This is a genomic window from Microbacterium trichothecenolyticum, assembly GCF_041938625.1.
Lineage (GTDB): Bacteria > Actinomycetota > Actinomycetes > Actinomycetales > Microbacteriaceae > Microbacterium > Microbacterium trichothecenolyticum_D.
Map to the genome: position 1 here is coordinate 1,312,185 of NZ_CP169427.1, position 16,493 is coordinate 1,328,677.

The 16,493-nt window shown below is 70.2% G+C and carries 17 protein-coding genes; 2 read left to right on the forward strand and 15 right to left on the reverse strand.

Annotated elements, in window-relative coordinates; all coding sequences use genetic code 11:
• Nucleotides 1–215: 215 nt before the first annotated feature.
• Nucleotides 216–1,097 carry a bifunctional methylenetetrahydrofolate dehydrogenase/methenyltetrahydrofolate cyclohydrolase gene (locus ACEYYH_RS05885; RefSeq protein ID WP_374977324.1) on the forward strand — a complete coding sequence of 294 codons (882 nt, stop codon included), beginning with the start codon at nucleotides 216–218 and terminating at the stop codon, nucleotides 1,095–1,097.
• Nucleotides 1,098–1,099: 2 nt separating this feature from the next.
• On the opposite strand, the gene ACEYYH_RS05890 is transcribed toward ACEYYH_RS05885, so the two are convergent.
• The 15 genes from ACEYYH_RS05890 to ACEYYH_RS05960 all read right to left on the reverse strand — a co-directional run bounded on the left by ACEYYH_RS05890 (nucleotide 1,100) and on the right by ACEYYH_RS05960 (nucleotide 14,972).
• Nucleotides 1,100–1,747 (reverse strand): NAD(P)H-dependent oxidoreductase, encoded by a 648-nt coding sequence (locus ACEYYH_RS05890; protein ID WP_374977325.1) that lies wholly within the window; start codon nucleotides 1,745–1,747, stop codon nucleotides 1,100–1,102.
• The gene (locus ACEYYH_RS05895) at nucleotides 1,744–2,205 is read right to left on the reverse strand and encodes a MarR family winged helix-turn-helix transcriptional regulator (protein WP_374977326.1); all 462 of its coding nucleotides are present in this window, start codon (nucleotides 2,203–2,205) and stop codon (nucleotides 1,744–1,746) included. Before ACEYYH_RS05895 ends, ACEYYH_RS05890 begins: the two co-directional genes overlap by 4 nt.
• 160 nt (nucleotides 2,206–2,365) lie before the next feature.
• Nucleotides 2,366–3,100 (reverse strand): amino acid ABC transporter ATP-binding protein, encoded by a 735-nt coding sequence (locus ACEYYH_RS05900; RefSeq protein ID WP_374977327.1) that lies wholly within the window; start codon nucleotides 3,098–3,100, stop codon nucleotides 2,366–2,368.
• Entirely contained in the window at nucleotides 3,097–3,942 is an 846-nt protein-coding gene (locus ACEYYH_RS05905) for an amino acid ABC transporter permease (protein WP_374977328.1), read from the reverse strand. The genes ACEYYH_RS05900 and ACEYYH_RS05905 overlap by 4 nt, the downstream gene beginning before the upstream one ends.
• A 22-nt stretch (nucleotides 3,943–3,964) precedes the next feature.
• Nucleotides 3,965–4,819, reverse strand: coding sequence for a transporter substrate-binding domain-containing protein (locus ACEYYH_RS05910; protein WP_374977329.1), 855 nt, complete (start codon nucleotides 4,817–4,819; stop codon nucleotides 3,965–3,967).
• 316 nt (nucleotides 4,820–5,135) lie between these two features.
• On the reverse strand, nucleotides 5,136–6,185 hold the full coding sequence (locus tag ACEYYH_RS05915; protein WP_374977330.1) for an RNA polymerase sigma factor: 1,050 nt from the start codon (nucleotides 6,183–6,185) through the stop codon (nucleotides 5,136–5,138).
• Complete coding sequence (locus ACEYYH_RS05920) at nucleotides 6,185–6,565, reverse strand: YciI family protein (protein WP_374977331.1); 381 nt, start codon at nucleotides 6,563–6,565, stop codon at nucleotides 6,185–6,187. The genes ACEYYH_RS05915 and ACEYYH_RS05920 overlap by 1 nt, the downstream gene beginning before the upstream one ends.
• Before the next feature lie 76 nt (nucleotides 6,566–6,641).
• A complete protein-coding gene (locus ACEYYH_RS05925; protein WP_374977332.1) occupies nucleotides 6,642–7,205 on the reverse strand; it encodes a hypothetical protein in 564 nt (187 codons plus the stop codon).
• Nucleotides 7,206–7,284: 79 nt separating this feature from the next.
• On the reverse strand, nucleotides 7,285–8,079 hold the full coding sequence (locus ACEYYH_RS05930) for a transglutaminase family protein (RefSeq protein ID WP_374977333.1): 795 nt from the start codon (nucleotides 8,077–8,079) through the stop codon (nucleotides 7,285–7,287).
• A gap of 59 nt (nucleotides 8,080–8,138) precedes the next feature.
• Nucleotides 8,139–8,942: an HpcH/HpaI aldolase/citrate lyase family protein gene (locus tag ACEYYH_RS05935; protein ID WP_374977334.1), complete on the reverse strand. Its 804-nt coding sequence runs from the start codon at nucleotides 8,940–8,942 to the stop codon at nucleotides 8,139–8,141.
• Nucleotides 8,927–9,712 carry a 2-keto-4-pentenoate hydratase gene (locus ACEYYH_RS05940; RefSeq protein ID WP_374977335.1) on the reverse strand — a complete coding sequence of 262 codons (786 nt, stop codon included), beginning with the start codon at nucleotides 9,710–9,712 and terminating at the stop codon, nucleotides 8,927–8,929. Before ACEYYH_RS05940 ends, ACEYYH_RS05935 begins: the two co-directional genes overlap by 16 nt.
• Nucleotides 9,713–9,906: 194 nt before the next feature.
• Nucleotides 9,907–11,073, reverse strand: coding sequence for a 3,4-dihydroxyphenylacetate 2,3-dioxygenase (gene hpaD / locus ACEYYH_RS05945; RefSeq protein ID WP_374977336.1), 1,167 nt, complete (start codon nucleotides 11,071–11,073; stop codon nucleotides 9,907–9,909).
• A gap of 44 nt (nucleotides 11,074–11,117) precedes the next feature.
• Nucleotides 11,118–12,677, reverse strand: coding sequence for a 5-carboxymethyl-2-hydroxymuconate semialdehyde dehydrogenase (hpaE, locus tag ACEYYH_RS05950; RefSeq protein WP_374977337.1), 1,560 nt, complete (start codon nucleotides 12,675–12,677; stop codon nucleotides 11,118–11,120).
• 58 nt (nucleotides 12,678–12,735) lie between these two features.
• Nucleotides 12,736–13,425: a GntR family transcriptional regulator gene (locus ACEYYH_RS05955; protein WP_374977338.1), complete on the reverse strand. Its 690-nt coding sequence runs from the start codon at nucleotides 13,423–13,425 to the stop codon at nucleotides 12,736–12,738.
• Nucleotides 13,422–14,972, reverse strand: a complete 1,551-nt coding sequence (locus ACEYYH_RS05960) for a fumarylacetoacetate hydrolase family protein (RefSeq protein WP_374978168.1) — start codon at nucleotides 14,970–14,972, stop codon at nucleotides 13,422–13,424. The genes ACEYYH_RS05955 and ACEYYH_RS05960 overlap by 4 nt, the downstream gene beginning before the upstream one ends.
• Before the next feature lie 126 nt (nucleotides 14,973–15,098).
• Here ACEYYH_RS05960 and ACEYYH_RS05965 point away from each other — a divergent pair, with 126 nt between their 5' ends.
• Nucleotides 15,099–16,478: an MFS transporter gene (locus tag ACEYYH_RS05965; protein ID WP_374977339.1), complete on the forward strand. Its 1,380-nt coding sequence runs from the start codon at nucleotides 15,099–15,101 to the stop codon at nucleotides 16,476–16,478.
• Nucleotides 16,479–16,493: the final 15 nt, after the last annotated feature.

Sequence of the window (16,493 nt, forward strand, 5' to 3'; positions counted from 1 at the left end):
GGGAACGCCGCCGCACCGCGGCGGCATCGTCTGATACGACTGTCGCACCGCGACCCGAGGGTCGCGGCATCCATCCCGCCGCTCCTCGACCACGATCTGCGAGAGTACAGCGGGTCGCCGAGGTGGTGGGTGGTTCCCTACCTTTCGTCCACCAGCTGCACTCTCGCGGCTGGGGGACCTGGCAAAGAGCGCACGACCATACGAGGAGACGAACGATGACCGCACAGAAGCTCGATGGGCGCGCGGCCGCCGCCCAGATCAAGGACGAGCTGCGCGAGCGCGTCGCGGCGCTCAAGGAGCGGGGCATCACGCCCGGCATCGCCACGGTGCTCGTCGGCGCCGATCCGGCCTCGCAGCTGTACGTGGGGATGAAGCACCGCGAGTCCGAGGCGATCGGGATGAACTCGATCCAGAAGGAGCTGCCGGCCGACGCCACGCAGGCGGAGGTCGAGGCGCTGATCGACGAGCTCAACGCGGACCCCGAGTGCCACGGGTACATCGTGCAGCTCCCGCTGCCGAAGCACCTCGACACCGACGCGATCCTCGAGCGCATCGATCCCGCGAAGGACGCCGACGGCCTGCACCCGACGAACCTCGGCCGGCTCGTGCTCAACGTCAACTCGCCGATCACCACGCCGCTGCCGTGCACGCCGCGCGGCGTGATCGAGCTGCTGCTGCGCAACGACTACGACCTCAAGGGCAAGGACGTGGTCGTCGTCGGCCGCGGTGTGACCATCGGCCGCTCGATCGGCCTGTTGCTCACGCGCCGCGAGATCAACGCGACCGTGACCCTCACCCACACGGGCACGACCGACCTGTCGCACCACCTGCGCCAGGCGGATGTCATCGTGGCCGCGGCGGGCGTCAAGCACATCGTGCGCGCCGAGGACGTCAAGCCGGGCGCCGCCGTGCTCGACGTCGGCGTCACCCGCGAGGACGACCCCGAGTCGGGCAAGGCCCGCGTCTACGGGGATGTCGCTCCCGATGTCGCCGAGGTCGCCGGCTACCTCTCGCCGAACCCCGGCGGGGTCGGCCCGATGACGGTCGCCCTGCTCATGACGAACGTCGTCGAGGCCGCCGAGCGCTCGCTCGCCTGACCTCAGGCCGCGACGAGCTCGGACCGCTGGCGCGGACGCACGGACGCGGCATCCGTCGCCCCGAACGATGCCATCCCGCGGACCCAGCGCTCGCGGTCGGCTTCGGAGCTGTGCCGCACCTCCGCGAGGCGCGTCACCCCCCGCACCTTGACACCGCAGTACTCGAGCGTCGCGTTGCGAAGCGACCGGATGGGTGCGTTGCGGTAGACCCACGCGTTCCAGAACGCGGGGGAGTCCATCGTCATCACGATGCGGGCGCTCCGCCCGGTGAGCAGCTTGTCCCACAGCCGCCCGGTGGGCCGGTAGCGGTACGCGAATCCGCGTACGAAGACGCGGTCGATCCACGTCTTGAGCGCGCCCGGAAGCGACCCCCACCACTGTGGGAAGAAGAACACGAGGTGGTCGGCCCAGTCGACGTCGGCGACGTAGGCGGCGACCTCGGGAGTGAGCTGCACGTCGGCGTCGGTGCGCGGGAGGCGCACCTCATCGCGGATGGATGGATGCTGCGGCACGGCGTCGTTCGCGAGGTCGACGACGCGCACCTCGGCGCCGCCGGCGCGCGCCGCGTCGGCGTACGACTGGGCAAGGGCGTGGTTGAGACTGCCGGCGAGGGGCGTGCCGACGATCACGAGGATGCGGGGAGCGTTCATGCGAGGGTCTCCTGTGGGGCGGTCGGTTGCTGCTGGATGAAGGCGGTGAGGGCGACGAGCTGGGCGTTGAGGCGGGGGGCGTCGATGGGGTCGCCCGCGAGCGAGGGGTGCGTCAGCATCGCGGCGAACTCGCGCTCGAGCACCTCGCCGGCGTCGCGCACGAGGGCGGTGCCCCGGGGAGTGAGGGCGAGCAGGATGCTGCGTCCCGCGCCGGGCTGGGAGGCCGCGGTGATCCACCCGTCCTCGACGAGCGCCGGCACCCGCTTGCTGACCGCGGCCTTCGTGACGCCGAGGCAGCGGGCGAGCGTCGTCATGTCGACGGGCTCGTGGTCGTAGAGCACGGCCAGGAACTGGAAGTGGTTGAACGTCACGCCATACCCCGTCTGCAGGGCGGCGTCGGCGAACGTGTCGAGCTCGGCGATGAGCTCGTGGAGGGTGAAGGTCAGACGGTCGGACACATCAGTGAGTAAACCAGTTGACTCACCCGAAGTCAACAAGTTGACTCACTGTCGCCGTGTTGACATCACGTGATCTCGCCGAGATCACCCGTTGTGCGCGCACATGACGGGTGGGCTCGGTGAGATCACGCGATATGGACAGCGTGGCCCGGCCCCTCACTCAGGCAGTGAAACGCGCGAGGAACGCCCGGGTGCGGGCTTCCCGGGGCGCGGCGAGCACCTCGGACGGAGGTCCGTGCTCGACGATCGTGCCCGCGTCGAGGAACACCACGCGGTGGGCGACGTCGCGCGCGAACGCCATCTCGTGCGTCGCCATGAGAATCGTGGCACCGTCGGCGGCGAGTTGCCGCACCAGCTCGAGCACCTCGCCGACGAGCTCCGGGTCGAGTGCCGAGGTGATCTCGTCGAGGAACAGCACCTCGGGGTCGGTCGCGATCGCCCGCACGATCGCGGCGCGCTGCTGCTGGCCGCCGGAGAGGCGGTCGGGGTGCTCGCGGGCGAGGTCGGCGAGCCCGATGCGGCCGAGCAGTTCGAGGGCGCGCGTCTCGGCCTGGCGCCGCGGCAGCCGGTGCACGACGCGGGAGGCGAGGGTGACGTTGTCGAGCACGGTCAGGTGCGGGAACAGGTTGTAACTCTGGAACACCGCGCCGAAGCGGGCGCGCACGCGATTGGCGTCGACGCGCGGGTCGGAGATGTCCTCGTCGTCGAGGAAGATCTGCCCGTCGTCGATCGGCTCGAGCAGATTGAGGCAGCGCAGCAGCGTCGACTTGCCCGATCCGCTCGCGCCGATGAGCGCGACGACCTCGTGTGTCGCGAGGTCGAGGTCGACGCCGCGCAGCACCTCGCGTTCGCCGAAGGACTTGTGGATGCCGGTGGCCCGCAGCAGCGTCGTCACAGGATCGCCCCTGCCTGCTCGCGCTCGCGCAGCCGCGCCGTGTACCAGTCGGTGAGCCGGATCGTCGGGATCGCGAGCAGGATGAACAGCACGCCGGCCACGACGTACGGCGTGAAGTTGTAGGTCAGCGACGCCACCGATCGTGCGGCGGCGATCGCATCGACCGCGCCGAGGATCGAGATCAGCCCGACGTCTTTCTGCATCGAGATGAAGTCGTTCATCAGGGGCGGCGTGATCTTGCGGAACGCCTGGGGGAGCACGACACGGCGCAGCGTCTGCACGTAGCCCAGGCCGAGCGCCCGGGCGGCGAGGCGCTGCGACGGATGCACGGCTTCGATCCCCGCGCGGATGACCTCGGCGACGTACGCGGAGTATGTGAGCGTCACCGCGATCACCCCGAGCAGCACCACCGGCATGCGCGTGTTCGTGATCGTCGGCAGGCCGAAGCCGATCAAGTACAGCACGATGATGAACGGCAGTCCGCGGAAGAGATCGGTGTAGCCGGCGGCGAGCACGCGCGCGGGAAAGAACACCGGCCCACGGAGCGTCCGCAGCACGGCGATCAGCAGGGCGACCACCGCGACGGTCACGACCGAGTATGCGAGGACCTGCAGATTGATCAGGAAGCCGTCCCACACCTTCGGCAGCGCCTGGATCGCGACGTCGAGGTTGAAGAACGACTGCTGGACCTTCGACCAGCCCTCGGTGTTGATGACCGTCACCCAGACGATCACCGCAAACGCGAGCGACGACGCGATCGCGATGAGCACCGACTGCCGCGAGCGGCGGCGCCGGTAGGTGCGGCGGTCGAGCTCGAGCGCGCTGGGCTGGTGCAGGGTCACCGAACGACCGTAGCCGACGCGGTCACTTCAGCTGCGTCACGCCCTCGCTGAGCACCGAGAGCCACTCCTCCTCGAGGGCGTCGAGTGTGCCGTTCTCGCGGAGGGTGTCGACGGCCGCGGTGACATCGGCCGTCAGCGGGGAATCCTTCGCCAGCAGCAGGCCCCACTGATCGGGAACCCCCGCAGCCGGGAGCTCGCCCACCGTGAAGGAGTCTTCGATGTAGAAGTTCACGGCGGTGTACGCGGTGGGGGTGTCGAGCACGATGGCGTCGATCTGGCCCGCCTTGAGCGCGGCGACCGCGTCCTCGTTCGAGCTGTAGAGCTGCGGTGAGGTGGTCGGGGCGATGGCCTCCTCGATCGTCGTCGCGCTCGTGGATCCCGACATCGCGCCCAGCACCAGATCCTTGAGTCCGGCGATGTCCGTCACGCCCTCCGCCGCGCCGCCGTTCAACGCGACCACCGACTGGCTCGCCTCGTAGTACGGCGACGAGAAGTCGACGGCCTGTGTGCGCTCGTCGGTGATCGTGTACTGCTGGATGTTGAAGTCGAAGCTCTTCGGTCCTGGCGCGATCGCCGACTCGAAGCTCGTCCGCACCCACTCGACGTCCTCGGCGGCGAAGCCGAGCTCCTCGGCGACGGCGTACGCGACGGCTGCCTCGAACCCTTCGCCCGACTCCGGGTCATCGCCGATCACATACGGCTCGTACGCCGTTTCGCCGGTGGCGATGGTGAGCTTGCCGGGCGTGAGGTAGCCCGCGTCGGCGGCCGGCGACTCGCTGCTCTCCGCGGTGGAGCCCGAGGCGCAGCCGGTCAGGGCGAGGGCCGCGACGGCGACGCCGACGACGGCGATGCGGATGAGAGCGATGCGGCGCGACATGATGCCTCCAGGGGTCGGGTGTCCGCGCGTGCGTGCTGTCGCGGCGCGGATCCCTCCATCTTGGCCACGGGTTCGGCGAAGCGGTCCGTTGCGGGTCGGTTTGTTACACGTCCGATGCCGGGGAGACCGGGATCCGCAGCATCCGTTCCGCAACGTCCTCGCGCTGCGCGAATCGGCATCCGCGGCTGTTCCCGCCAGGCCGGGTGCGCTCGCGCTACCGCAATCGGCATCCGCGGCGGTTCCGAACGGCAGCGGACGCCGATTCCGACAGCGCGATGCGGAGGACGGATGCCGCGGCCCCGGCACCCGTCCACGATCACGACGCGAGCCGCGCCTCCGCCGCCGCAAGTGCCCGTCGCGCACCGTCGGTGGGCGCGATCGCGACGAGCCCGCGGTAGAGCTTCACGAGGGCCTCGACGTCGAGGGTGCCGCTGCGGGCGCGGTCGCAGTGCACCGCCTGGATCGCCGCCTCGAGCTGGAAGCGCCCGAGCGGCGACCCGAGTGCCGACGCGCGGCGCAGCAGCGCTGCGCCCTCGGCGATGAGCGAGCGATCCCACCGCGCCGGGTCCTGCTCGTCGAGCGGGGGCCAGGGCAGGTCTGCGCGCGCCGGCGCACGCGACTGCGCGTAGGTGAGCAGTGCGGCCAGCCCCCACGCCTCGGGCTCGTCGCCGAGGAGCGTGGCCGTGAGCACCGCGAGCCACCGGGCCTCGTCGGCGAGCGACTCGCGCGGTTCGTCGCCCTGGTCGAGCCAGCCGATGGCGTAGGCGCCGTAGATCGCCTCGAGCACCGCCGGCAGCCGGGCCGGCAAGTCGGTGCGCGTGGGCACGCGGAACGGGATGCCGGCATCCCGGATCCGCCGCTTGGCGCGCACCAGCCGCTGGGCCATCGCCGACGGCTCGATGCCGAACGTCCGCGCGATGTCCGCGGCCTCGAACCCCAGCACGGTCTGCAGCATCAGCGGCGTGCGCACGGCCGGGTCGATCGCGGGGTGCGCGCACGCGAAGAGCAGCTCGAGCCGGCGATCGGGGATCGCCTCGGCACGCTCCAGCGCCGTGAGCGCGTCGACCTCCCGCTCGTCGGCGCGCACCGCGGCGATGCCCTCGTCGAGCGGCACGCCCGTCCGGCGGGCCGCCGACGAGAGGGCGTCTCGCAGTCGGTTACGGGCCACGGTGACCAGCCACCCTTCGGGATGGGCGGGGATGCCGGCCGCCGGCCAGGTGCGCAGCGCCCGTTCGAACGCGTCGGCGAGGGCGTCCTCGGCGAGGGCGACATCGTGCGTCGACGCGGCGACCACGGCCAGGATGCGGCCGTACGAGTCCCGCGCGGTGCGCTCGGCGACCGCGCGGGAGTCGGAGGCCGCGGGCATCAGCTCGCGAACGGAGTCCAGGCGCCGTTCTCGAAGCGGGTGGCGCTCGGCCGCACCTCGACGGTGCCCCAGGTGATCGACGGCGCCCTGCCGGCCCAGCCGATGGCGGCGTCGAGGTCGGCGACCTCGATCACGAACGTGCCGCCGAGCTGCTCCTTGGTGTCGGCGAACGGGCCGTCCTGCACGCGCAGCGTGCCGTCGGGTGCGGTCACGGTCGTGGTCACGGCGGAGGGCTGCAGCACCTCGGCCGAGATCAGCACGCCCGCGTCGTCGAGCGCTCTGGCGTACTCGTCGAACTCGCGCATGCCCTCGGCCCAGGCGTCGTCGCCCATGTCTTCCGGAGTCATCTCGGGGTAGTGGAGGAGGAGTGCGTACCGCATGGTGTCGTCCTTTCTGGAGAGCTGTCGACACCCCTATGACGATCGGCCGGCACCCCGATCGACAGGCCGGGCGGAATCAGCCCTTGCCGAGTTCGTCGAGCATGCGTCGCTGCTCGTCGGTGAGTCCGTCGTTCCGTTCGCGTCGGCCGGCGGATGCCTCGGGCGAAGGGATCGGCGGGGTGGCAGCATCCGTCGATCCGGCCTTCGAACCGGTCGCCCTGTCGTAGAGCGTGCCCGCGTGAGACTCGACCCTGTCGTCGATGGCGCCGTAGATCGCCCAGCCGATGAGGAGGATCACGGGCGGGATGACCCAGCCCCAGAACGCGCCGAAGATGCCACCGCCGATCGAGACGCCGGTGAAGACGACGGTGACGATCCAGACGAGGAACGCGACGGCGAAGGCGAGCAGGAACTCGACGAGCTTCTCTCCAGCCTTGGTGCGCTGGTTCGCCGACTTCGCCGCCATCGAGCGGAACCACTTCTCGACGAGCGGCTTGATCCAGATGACGAGGGCCGTGAGCACGATGCCCGCCCACAGCGCCGCCCAGCCGACGCGCGCGGGCGTGAGCCAGCCGACGATCAGCAGCACGACGATGTTGAACACCAGCAGCGACGCGAACCGCACGACCCACTTCTTCATGGATTCACTGTGCCACGTCCGGATGACGAAGGGGAACGGATGCTGCGCCCCCGCGCGCGCCTGTCAGGACGAGGCGCGCTCAGGCGAGGGAGACCAACTGCGTCAGATCGTCGTCGGGCAGCACGTCGGCGGTGGCGGTGACCTGCAGGTCGACGAGGTCGGCCCGGCCGGAGACCACCGTGAGGAACGCCGTGTCGGCGGCATCGCGTCCTGTGGAGATGCGCACCAGACTCGAGCGGGGGGCGAGCGTGGTGGCGTCGACCACCCGCCACGCGCCGTCGATCCACGCCTCGGCGACGGCGTGGAAGTCCATGGGCGTGAGTCCTGGCGCGTACACCGCGACCATGCGCGCGGGGATGCCGAGCCCTCGCAGCAGCGCGATGCACAGGTGGGCGTAGTCGCGGCAGACGCCCTGGCGGGCGAGCAGGGTGCGGGTGGCCCCGTCGGTGGGAAGCGAAGAGCCGGGCACGTACGAGAGCCTCGTGCCTACCCATGACGACACGGCGCTCAGCAGCTCGACGGCCCCGTCGATGCCGCGGAACTCCGCTGCCGCGGTCGGGGCCATCGCATCGGACTCGGCATAGCGGCTCTGCCGGAGATAGACGAGCCGCTCGACGTCATCCCCGGCGGCCGGCTCGCCCGCCGCGAGTGCGGCGCTGTACTCCAGCACGAAGTCTCCGGCGGGGGCGATCACCCGGTGCAGGCGTGTGCCGTGCGCATCGAGGAGCTCTTCGCACTCGACGGCGTTCCCGTCGACGGTCGCCGTGAGGCGTTCGGATTCGGGGGAGTAGTGGCGAGAGGCCGAGACGGCGAAGACCATTTCGGCGGGCTCGGTGACGTTCATGGTGATGCGGCTGGAGACATCGCGCTTCATGGTCCCAGCGTGTCACCCCGGCGGGCGGTCGCGGTGCACCTTGACAGCGTCGCGGCGGCTCAGTACGAGGCGCGCTCGGTGGCGTGGCCCGCGGGGATGAAGCGCGCGGCGAGGTCCTCCGACCCGCGGGCCAGGAGCCCGACGTCGGCGCCGACCAGCACGAACGATGCGCCGGCATCGAGGTACGCCTGTGCCGCGGCGGGGTCGAAGGCATTGACGCCGACGGGCTTGCCGGCCGCGCGGACGGCGTCGAACGTGCGGTGGACGGCGGCGATGACGTCGGGGTGCGTCTGCTGGCCGAGCACGCCCATCGAGGCGGCCAGGTCACTGGGGCCGACGAAGACGCCGTCCACGCCGTCGACGGCTGCGATCTCGCCGGCCGCCTCCACACCGGCCGCCGTCTCGATCTGGACGAACAGCGACACGTGGGCGTCGGCGTCCTGGAGGTAGCCGTCGACGCGATTCCAGCGGGCCGACCGCGCGAGCGCGGAGCCCACGCCACGCGTGCCCCGCGGGGGGTAGCGCACGGCTGCGACGGCGGCCTCAGCATCCGTCCTCGAAGACACCATCGGCACGAGGATGTTCTGGGCTCCGAGATCGAGCACCTGCTTGATCGTCACGACGTCGCCGATCGGCACGCGCACGAGCGGGGTGACCGGGTAGGCGGCGACCGCCTGCAGCTGGGCCAGAACGGACTCGAGGCCGTTGGGGGAGTGCTCCATGTCGATGAGCACCCAGTCCAGGCCCGCGCCGGCGCAGATCTCGGCGACGAGCGGCGAGCCCGTGCATACCCACATCCCCGCGAGCGAGCGGTCGGCGTGCGCGAGGGCGTCGCGAAAGGTCGGGTTCAGACGAAGCGGCATTCGATCACTCCCAGTGGTCCGTAGTCGCACCTGACGGTATCGCCCCGCGACACCCACATGGGGCGCGTGAACGAGCCGGCGAGGATGATCTCGCCCGCCTCGAGCCGCGCGCCGTGCTGGTGGAACTTGTTCGCAAGCCAGGCGACGCCGGTCGCGGGGTGCCCGAGCACGCCGGCGGCGACGCCGGTCTCCTCGATCTCGCCGTTGCGGCTCAGCACACCGGGAATCCAGCGCAGGTCGATCTCGTCGGGACGCTTGTGGATGTCGCCGAGCACCATCGCGCCGTAGGCCGCGTTGTCGCTGATGGTGTCGACGATGGTGCGACCCTCGAGCTCGATGTGCGAGTTCAGCACCTCGAGGGCCGGCACGGCGTAGTCGATCGCCGCGAGGGCGTCGTCGAGCGTGCAGTCGGGGCCCTCGAGCGGTGTCTTCAGCACGAACGCGAGCTCGACCTCGATGCGCACGTTCGAGAACTTCTCGACGGGGATCTCGGCGCCCGATTCGTAGACGGTGTCGTCGAACATCACGCCGTAGTCCGGCTCGGTGATGCCCGTCGCCTGCTGCATCGCCTTCGAGGTGAGCCCGATCTTGCGGCCCACGAGCGTGCGTCCGGCGGCGATGTTCTGGTCGCGCCACACCCCCTGGATCGCGTACGAGTCCTCGACCGTCGCGTCGGGGTAGCGCGCCGTGATGCGCGGGATCACGCTGTGCGTGCGGTCGGCCTCGGCCAGCTCGGCCGCGATCGCGGCGATGTCGTCGGGGTGCAGCATCCGTCTCTCCTTCTGAGGTCGAGGTCTTCCTGCTCGCCTGTCACGAAGCGTCGCCCTCGCCGGCACAACGTGACAGGTGAGCAGTGATGGTGGGGGTCTGCGGCTCGAGACCTCCTGCTCACCTGTCGCGATGTGTCGCATGGCCGGGCATTTCGCGACAGGCGAGCAGAGGAGGGCGGATGCCTCGGCCGCGGCTAGAGCTGGTGGCCGAGCTTGTACTCGCCCTGCTTCCAACTGGGCATCTCTTCGGCCTGGTCGTCGGGGCGCGTGTACGAGAAGCCGTCGGCGCCGATCGTGACCGCCATCTCGGACGAATCCGTGCGGGCGACCACGGGCTGCGGGTTGCCGTCGAGGTCGAGCACGAGAGAGGCCTCGGTGTACCAGGACGGCACGACGGGGTTGCCCCACCAGTCGCGGCGCTGGTTGTCGTGCACGTCCCACGTGACCACGGGGTTGTCGGGGTCGCCGGTGTAGTAGTCCTGCGTGTAGATCTCGACGCGGTGCCCGTCGGGGTCGCGCAGGTAGAGGTAGAAGGCGTTGCTCACGCCGTGGCGTCCCGGCCCGCGCTCGATCGCGTCGGAGCGACGGAGCGCGCCGAGCTTGTCGCAGATCGCCAGGATGTTGTGCTTCTCGTGGGTGGCGAAGGCGACGTGGTGCATGCGCGGTCCGTCACCGCCGGTCATCGCGGTGTCGTGCACCGTGGGCTTCCGGCGCATCCAGGCCGCGTAGACGGTGCCCTCCTCGTCCTGGATGTCCTCGGTGACGCGGAAGCCCAGCGACTGCATGAAGTTGACCGCTCGGGGGACGTCGGGCGTGACCTGGTTGAAGTGGTCCAGGCGCACGAGCTCGCCGGGAGTATGCAGGTCGTACCGCCACGAGAGACGCTCGACGTGCTCGGTCGCGTAGAAGAACTCGTACGGGAAGCCGAGCGGGTCGGTCACGCGCACCGAGTCGCCGATGCCCTTGGTGAACCCGTCGGGCCGGCGCTCGATGCGGCAGCCGAGCTCGTCGTAGAAGGCGACCGCCTTGTCGAGGTCCTCGGGGGTGCGGACGCGGTACGAGAACGCGGCGACCGCGGCCACCGGCCCCTGGCGGAGCACCAGGTTGTGGTGGATGAACTCCTCCGTGGAACGGAGGTAGATCGTGTTCTCGTCCTCCTCAGTGACGTAGAGGCCGAGCACGTCGACGTAGAACTCGCGCGACGCGAGCAGGTCGGTGACGACGAGCTCCATGTACGCGCAGCGCAGGATGTCGGGCGGGCTCGCGTGCGGCGTGGGGATCGGGTTGTCGGAGAGGATCGGCGCCTCCTGGCTCACGTAGAAGCCGGAGGAAGTGCGGGTCATCTGGTCACGGTGGGTCATGTCGCGTCCTTGCGTCGAGTCTGGGGAAACGGATGCTGCGGCCCTCAGTGGCCGGCGGCATCCGCCTTTCCGAAGGTGGGGTTGTGGGCGGGGCCGAGCGTGATGTGCACGGCCTGCTGGTCGGTGTAGAAGTCGATGGAGCGGTAGCCGCCCTCGTGGCCGAGGCCCGAGGCCTTGACGCCGCCGAACGGGGTGCGGAGGTCCCGCACGTTGTTCGAGTTGAGCCACACCATGCCGGCCTCGATCGCCTGCGAGAAGTTGTGGGCGCGCTTGAGGTCGTTGGTCCAGACGTACGCGGCGAGGCCGTAGCGCACGCCGTTGGCGAGCTCGAGGGCCTCCTCGTCGGTGTCGAACGGGGTGATCGCGACGACCGGGCCGAAGATCTCCTCTTGGAAGATCCGCGCGTCCGGGGCGACGTCGGCGAACACCGTGGGACGCACGAAGTTGCCGCTGTCGAACCCGTCGGGGCGGTCGCCGCCGGCGACCAGGCGCGCCTCGGATTTGCCGATCTCGATGTACGAGACGACCTTGTCGTAGTGCTCCGGGTGCACCAGAGCCCCGACCTCGGTCTTCGGGTCGTGCGGGTAGCCGACGACGACGCGGTCGGCCTGCGCGGCGTAGCGCTTGACGAACTCGTCGTAGATCGGGCGCTCCACAAGGATGCGCGAGCCCGCGGTGCAGCGCTCGCCGTTCAGCGAGAACACGCCGAAGATCGTGGCGTCGATGGCGGCCTCGAGGTCGGCGTCGGCGAACACCACGGCCGGGCTCTTGCCGCCGAGCTCCATCGACAGGCCCTTGAGGAAGGGAGCTGCGTTGCCGAAGATGATCTGCCCGGTGCGGGACTCGCCCGTGAACGAGATCAGCGGCACGTCCGGATGCTTCACCAGCGCGTCGCCGGCGTCCTCGCCGAGTCCGTTGACGAGGTTGAACACGCCCTGGGGGAGGCCCGCCTCCTCGAAGATCCCTGCCCACAGCGACGCCGAGAGCGGCGTGAACTCGGCGGGCTTCAGCACGACGGTGTTGCCGGTCGCGAGCGCCGGGCCGAGCTTCCACGACTCGAGCATGAACGGCGTGTTCCACGGCGTGATGAGCCCGGCGACGCCGATCGGCTTGCGGTTCACGTAGTTCATCTGCCGGCCCGGCACCTTGTAGGCGTCGTCGGCCTGCGCGACGATCAGGTCCGCGAAGAACCGGAAGTTCTCCGCGGCGCGTCGCGCCTGGCCGAGGGCCTGCGTGATCGGCAGGCCGGAGTCGAACGACTCCAGTTCGGCGAGCCGGGCATCGCGGGACTCCACGATGTCGGCGATGCGGTGCAGCACCCGCGAGCGCTCGCGCGGCAGCATCCGGGGCCACGGTCCCTCGGTGAACGCGCGCCGCGCTGCGGCGACGGCCCGGTCGATATCGGCCTTCTTGCCGGCCGCGGCCTGCACGTAGGTCTCGTTGGTCACGGGGTCGAGCACGTCGAACGTGTCGCCGTCGGCCGAGTCGACGAACTCGCCGTCGATGTAGTGCTGGATGCGGCTCGGCAGGCCTTCGGGCACATGCCGCGTCGCCCCGGCGCTCTGCGCTTCGCGTGTCGTGCTGGCGGTCGTGGTGTCAGTCATTGCTGCTCCTTCGTCGGAGGTTGTGGGACGGATGCGAGCTACTCGCGGCATCCGTCGGTCAGAACGCGGGAAGGCCCAGGGCCTCGTCGGGGTGCTCGTGGATCATGTAGGCGTCGAGGGTCGCCGAGCGGTGGCGTCGCGCGGCCTTCTCGATCTCGCCGAGAGGGGCGCCCGTCTCGATGAGCACGAGGATGTTCTCGTGCTCGCGCACCGACTCCTGGGCGCGGCCGGGTACGAAGCTGAACGTCGAGTCGCGCAGGTGCCCGAGGCGGGCCCACTCGGCGTGCACGAGGTCGAGCATTCGCGGGTTCGCGCACTTCTCGAACAGCGCCGCGTGGAACTCCTGGTTGAGCGCGGTGAATGCGCGCGGGTCGAAGTGCTCGAGCGTCTCGATCATCAGCTCGTTGATGCGACGCGCGTTGCGGATGTCGTCGGCCGTGAGGCGGCGGGCGGCCAGCGCGGTCGCGGTGCCCTCGAGGATCGACAGCGCCTGCATGCTGTACCGGTACTGCGAGTCGTCGACCATCGAGACACGGGCGCCGACATTGCGTTCGAACGTCACGAGCCCTTCGGCCTCGAGCTGGCGGATGGCCTCGCGCACCGGCACGACGCTCATATCGAGCTCGCCCGCGATGGTGCCGAGCACGAGCCGGTACCCGGGCGTGAACTCCTGGTTGGCGATGCGCTCCTTGATCCAGCGGTACGCCTGCTGCGACTTGCTGAGCGTGTCGGCTTCGGTCGGGCTCATGCGCGGCCCTCCTCTCGGGCGTCGTACTTCGCGCGCCATTCGGCGTTCATCGGGAAGAGCCCGTCGACGGGATGCCCCTCCGCGACGCGGTCGGCGATCCAGGCATCCTCGTCCTCCTGGGCGAGCGCCGCGTCGACGACCTCTTCGACGATCCCGGGCGGGATCACGACGACCCCGTCCGCGTCGCCGACGATGACGTCGCCGGGCTGGACGGTGGTGCCGCCGCACGCGATCGTGACGTCCGCGTCCCACGGGACGTGCTTGCGACCGAGCACCGCGGGGTGGGCGCCGGAGGAGTAGACCGGGATGCCGACCGCCGCGACGGCCGCAGTATCCCTCACCCCGCCGTCGGTGACGATGCCGGCCGCGCCGCGGGCGTGGGCGCGGATCGCGAGGATGTCGCCGAGCGTGCCGGAGCCGGCCTCGCCGCGCGCCTCGATGACGACCACCTCGCCGTCGCCGACGGCGTCGAACACGCGCTTCTGCGCGTTGTAGCCGCCGCCGTGCGACGTGAACAGGTCTTCGCGGTTCGGCACGAACCGCAGCGTACGGGCCGTGCCCACGAGCTTCGCTTCCGGATGCAGCGGCCGCACGCCGTCGATGTGCACGTTGTCGAGCCCGCGCTTGCGCAGCTGCGCCGACAGGCCCGCGACGGGCACCACGTCGAGCTTGGCGCGCAGCGCGTCGCTGAGAACAGGAGATCTGGTGGATACAGGAGAATTCGCGGCCGAACGTCCTGCGTTCGCCAGATCTCCTGATTCGGGAGGCTCGGCCGCGGGCAGGCCGGCCGCCTCGCGCGAGCCCCAGGCCTCGGTGCGCTGCAGGTCGTCGACCGCGGGCAGCGACCCGAGCTCCGCGTCGAACGCCTCCGAGCCCTGCACCACCGTCGTCACGAGTCGGCCCGACGACGGGCCGCCGGGCACATCGACCTCGACCTCGACGACATCGCCGGGTTGCGCCACCGACGAGCCGGCCGGCGTGCCGGTGAGGATCACATCGCCGGTCTCGAGCGTGAAGTGCTGCGAGAGGTCGGCGACGAGCTGGACGAGCGGGAAGATCATGCCCGCTGCGGTGTCGTCCTGCACGATGTCGCCGTTGAGCCACGTGCGAACCCGCAACGCGGACGGGTCGATCGCGCGGGCGTCGATGAGGGCGGGCCCGACGGGCGTGTAGCCGTCGCCGCCCTTGGAGCGCACGTTGGAGCCTTTGTCGTTCGCACGCAGGTCGTAGAGCCCGAAGTCGTTGGCGGCGGTGACCCACGCGACGTGGTCCCACGCATCGGCGATCCCCACGCGCCGGGCCGGGGTGCCGACCACGAGCGCGATCTCGCCCTCGAAGGCGAGCAGCTCGGTGCCGACGGGCCGCTCGATGGTGTCGCCCGAGGCCGCGATCGAACTCGACGGCTTGAAGAAGTACGACGGATGCTGCGGCCGACGCCCGCGCTGATCCGCACGCGACGCATAACTGAGGTGGATCGCGACGATCTTGCCCGGACGGCCGGGGAGGGCCGCGAAACGGCGGTCTGCGGCATCCGTGATCTCGTCCATGAGCTCCCTCACTCGAATCAACCTGTTGCGTCGTATTCGAAATCGTATATGATCGTGCCGGATCCGGCAACCATCCCCAACGGTCCGCCGGCGACGACGCCGTCAGCCCCCGACATAGGAGTCACCATGAGCACAACGCAACCCCAGGGGTTCACACCCACCGGAACCATCGCAGCATCCACCGATCGCCGTCGCGTCGTCTTCGCGACCGTCGTCGGCACGACCGTCGAGTGGTACGACTTCTTCATCTACGCGACCGCGGTCGGCCTGGTCTTCGGCCAGCTGTTCTTCGCGCCGCTCGGCGCCAACAGTGCGATCGTCGCCTTCGCCACGGTCGGCGTGAGCTTCCTGTTCCGCCCGCTCGGCGCCTTCCTCGCCGGCCACTTCGGCGACAAGTACGGACGCAAGGTCGTGCTCATGTGGACGCTGATCCTCATGGGTGCGGCGACCGCTCTCATCGGTGTGCTGCCGACCTACGAGGCGATCGGGGTCGCGGCGCCGATCCTGCTCGTCCTCCTGCGCATCCTGCAGGGTGTCTCGGCCGGTGGAGAATGGGGTGGCGCGGTGCTGATGGCCGTCGAGCACGCCCCGAAGAAGAACCGCGGCGCGTTCGGTGCGTCGCCGCAGATCGGCGTGCCGCTCGGCCTGCTGCTCGCCTCGGGCGTCATGGCGCTCATGGCGATGATCGCCCCCGGCGACGCGTTCCTCGTGTGGGGCTGGCGCGTGCCGTTCCTGCTCAGCGTCGTGCTGATCCTCGTCGGCTACTACGTGCGCCGCCGCGTCGAGGAGAGCCCGGTCTTCGCCGAGCTCGCCGAGCGCAAGGAGAAGGCGCGCATGCCGATCATCACGCTCTTCCGCAAGCACCTGCTGCTCGTGATCATCGCCGCGCTGGTCTTCGCCGGCAACAACGCCGTCGGGTACATGACGACCGGCGGGTACATCCAGGGCTACTCGACGAACCCCGAGGGGCCGCTCGCCCTCGAGCGCGGACCCGTGCTGTGGGCCGTCGCGGGCTCCGCCGTCACGTGGCTGCTGTCGACGCTGTCCGCCGGCTTCATCTCCGACCGCATCGGGCGCCGCACGACCTACATCATCGGCTGGATCCTGCAGCTGGCGGGCGTGTTCCTGCTCTTCCCGCTCGTGAACACCGGGAACATCTGGCTGCTGTTCCTCGGTCTCGCGATCCTCACGATCGGCCTCGGCTTCACCTATGGCCCTCAGGCTGCGCTCTACTCGGAGCTGTTCCCGGCATCCATCCGCTTCTCGGGCGTCTCGATCTCGTACGCCATCGGCGCGATCCTGGGCGGCGCGTTCGCCCCGACCATCGCGACGGCCCTCGTGCAGGCGACCGGATCGACGATGTCGGTCACGTGGTACCTCGCCGGCATGACGGTGGTCGGCCTGATCGCGACGCTGCTGCTGCGCGACCGCTCCGGCATCCCGCTCGGCCCCGACCACGAGGCCGAGCAGTCGGTCAGCCCCATCTACGGCCTCTCCCAGGCCTGACCCTTCGGGAGACGG

What these genes read in the sequence shown, in the direction of transcription:
- ACEYYH_RS05885 (WP_374977324.1), top strand. Translation starts at nt 216, where the DNA reads ATGACCGCACAGAAGCTCGATGGGCGCGCGGCCGCCGCCCAGATCAAG.
- ACEYYH_RS05890 (WP_374977325.1), bottom strand. Translation starts at nt 1,747, where the DNA reads ATGAACGCTCCCCGCATCCTCGTGATCGTCGGCACGCCCCTCGCCGGC.
- ACEYYH_RS05910 (WP_374977329.1), bottom strand. Translation starts at nt 4,819, where the DNA reads ATGTCGCGCCGCATCGCTCTCATCCGCATCGCCGTCGTCGGCGTCGCC.
- ACEYYH_RS05915 (WP_374977330.1), bottom strand. Translation starts at nt 6,185, where the DNA reads ATGCCCGCGGCCTCCGACTCCCGCGCGGTCGCCGAGCGCACCGCGCGG.
- ACEYYH_RS05920 (WP_374977331.1), bottom strand. Translation starts at nt 6,565, where the DNA reads ATGCGGTACGCACTCCTCCTCCACTACCCCGAGATGACTCCGGAAGAC.
- ACEYYH_RS05925 (WP_374977332.1), bottom strand. Translation starts at nt 7,205, where the DNA reads ATGAAGAAGTGGGTCGTGCGGTTCGCGTCGCTGCTGGTGTTCAACATC.
- ACEYYH_RS05930 (WP_374977333.1), bottom strand. Translation starts at nt 8,079, where the DNA reads ATGAAGCGCGATGTCTCCAGCCGCATCACCATGAACGTCACCGAGCCC.
- ACEYYH_RS05935 (WP_374977334.1), bottom strand. Translation starts at nt 8,942, where the DNA reads ATGCCGCTTCGTCTGAACCCGACCTTTCGCGACGCCCTCGCGCACGCC.
- ACEYYH_RS05940 (WP_374977335.1), bottom strand. Translation starts at nt 9,712, where the DNA reads ATGCTGCACCCCGACGACATCGCCGCGATCGCGGCCGAGCTGGCCGAG.
- hpaD (WP_374977336.1), bottom strand. Translation starts at nt 11,073, where the DNA reads ATGACCCACCGTGACCAGATGACCCGCACTTCCTCCGGCTTCTACGTG.
- hpaE (WP_374977337.1), bottom strand. Translation starts at nt 12,677, where the DNA reads ATGACTGACACCACGACCGCCAGCACGACACGCGAAGCGCAGAGCGCC.
- ACEYYH_RS05955 (WP_374977338.1), bottom strand. Translation starts at nt 13,425, where the DNA reads ATGAGCCCGACCGAAGCCGACACGCTCAGCAAGTCGCAGCAGGCGTAC.
- ACEYYH_RS05960 (WP_374978168.1), bottom strand. Translation starts at nt 14,972, where the DNA reads ATGGACGAGATCACGGATGCCGCAGACCGCCGTTTCGCGGCCCTCCCC.
- ACEYYH_RS05965 (WP_374977339.1), top strand. Translation starts at nt 15,099, where the DNA reads ATGAGCACAACGCAACCCCAGGGGTTCACACCCACCGGAACCATCGCA.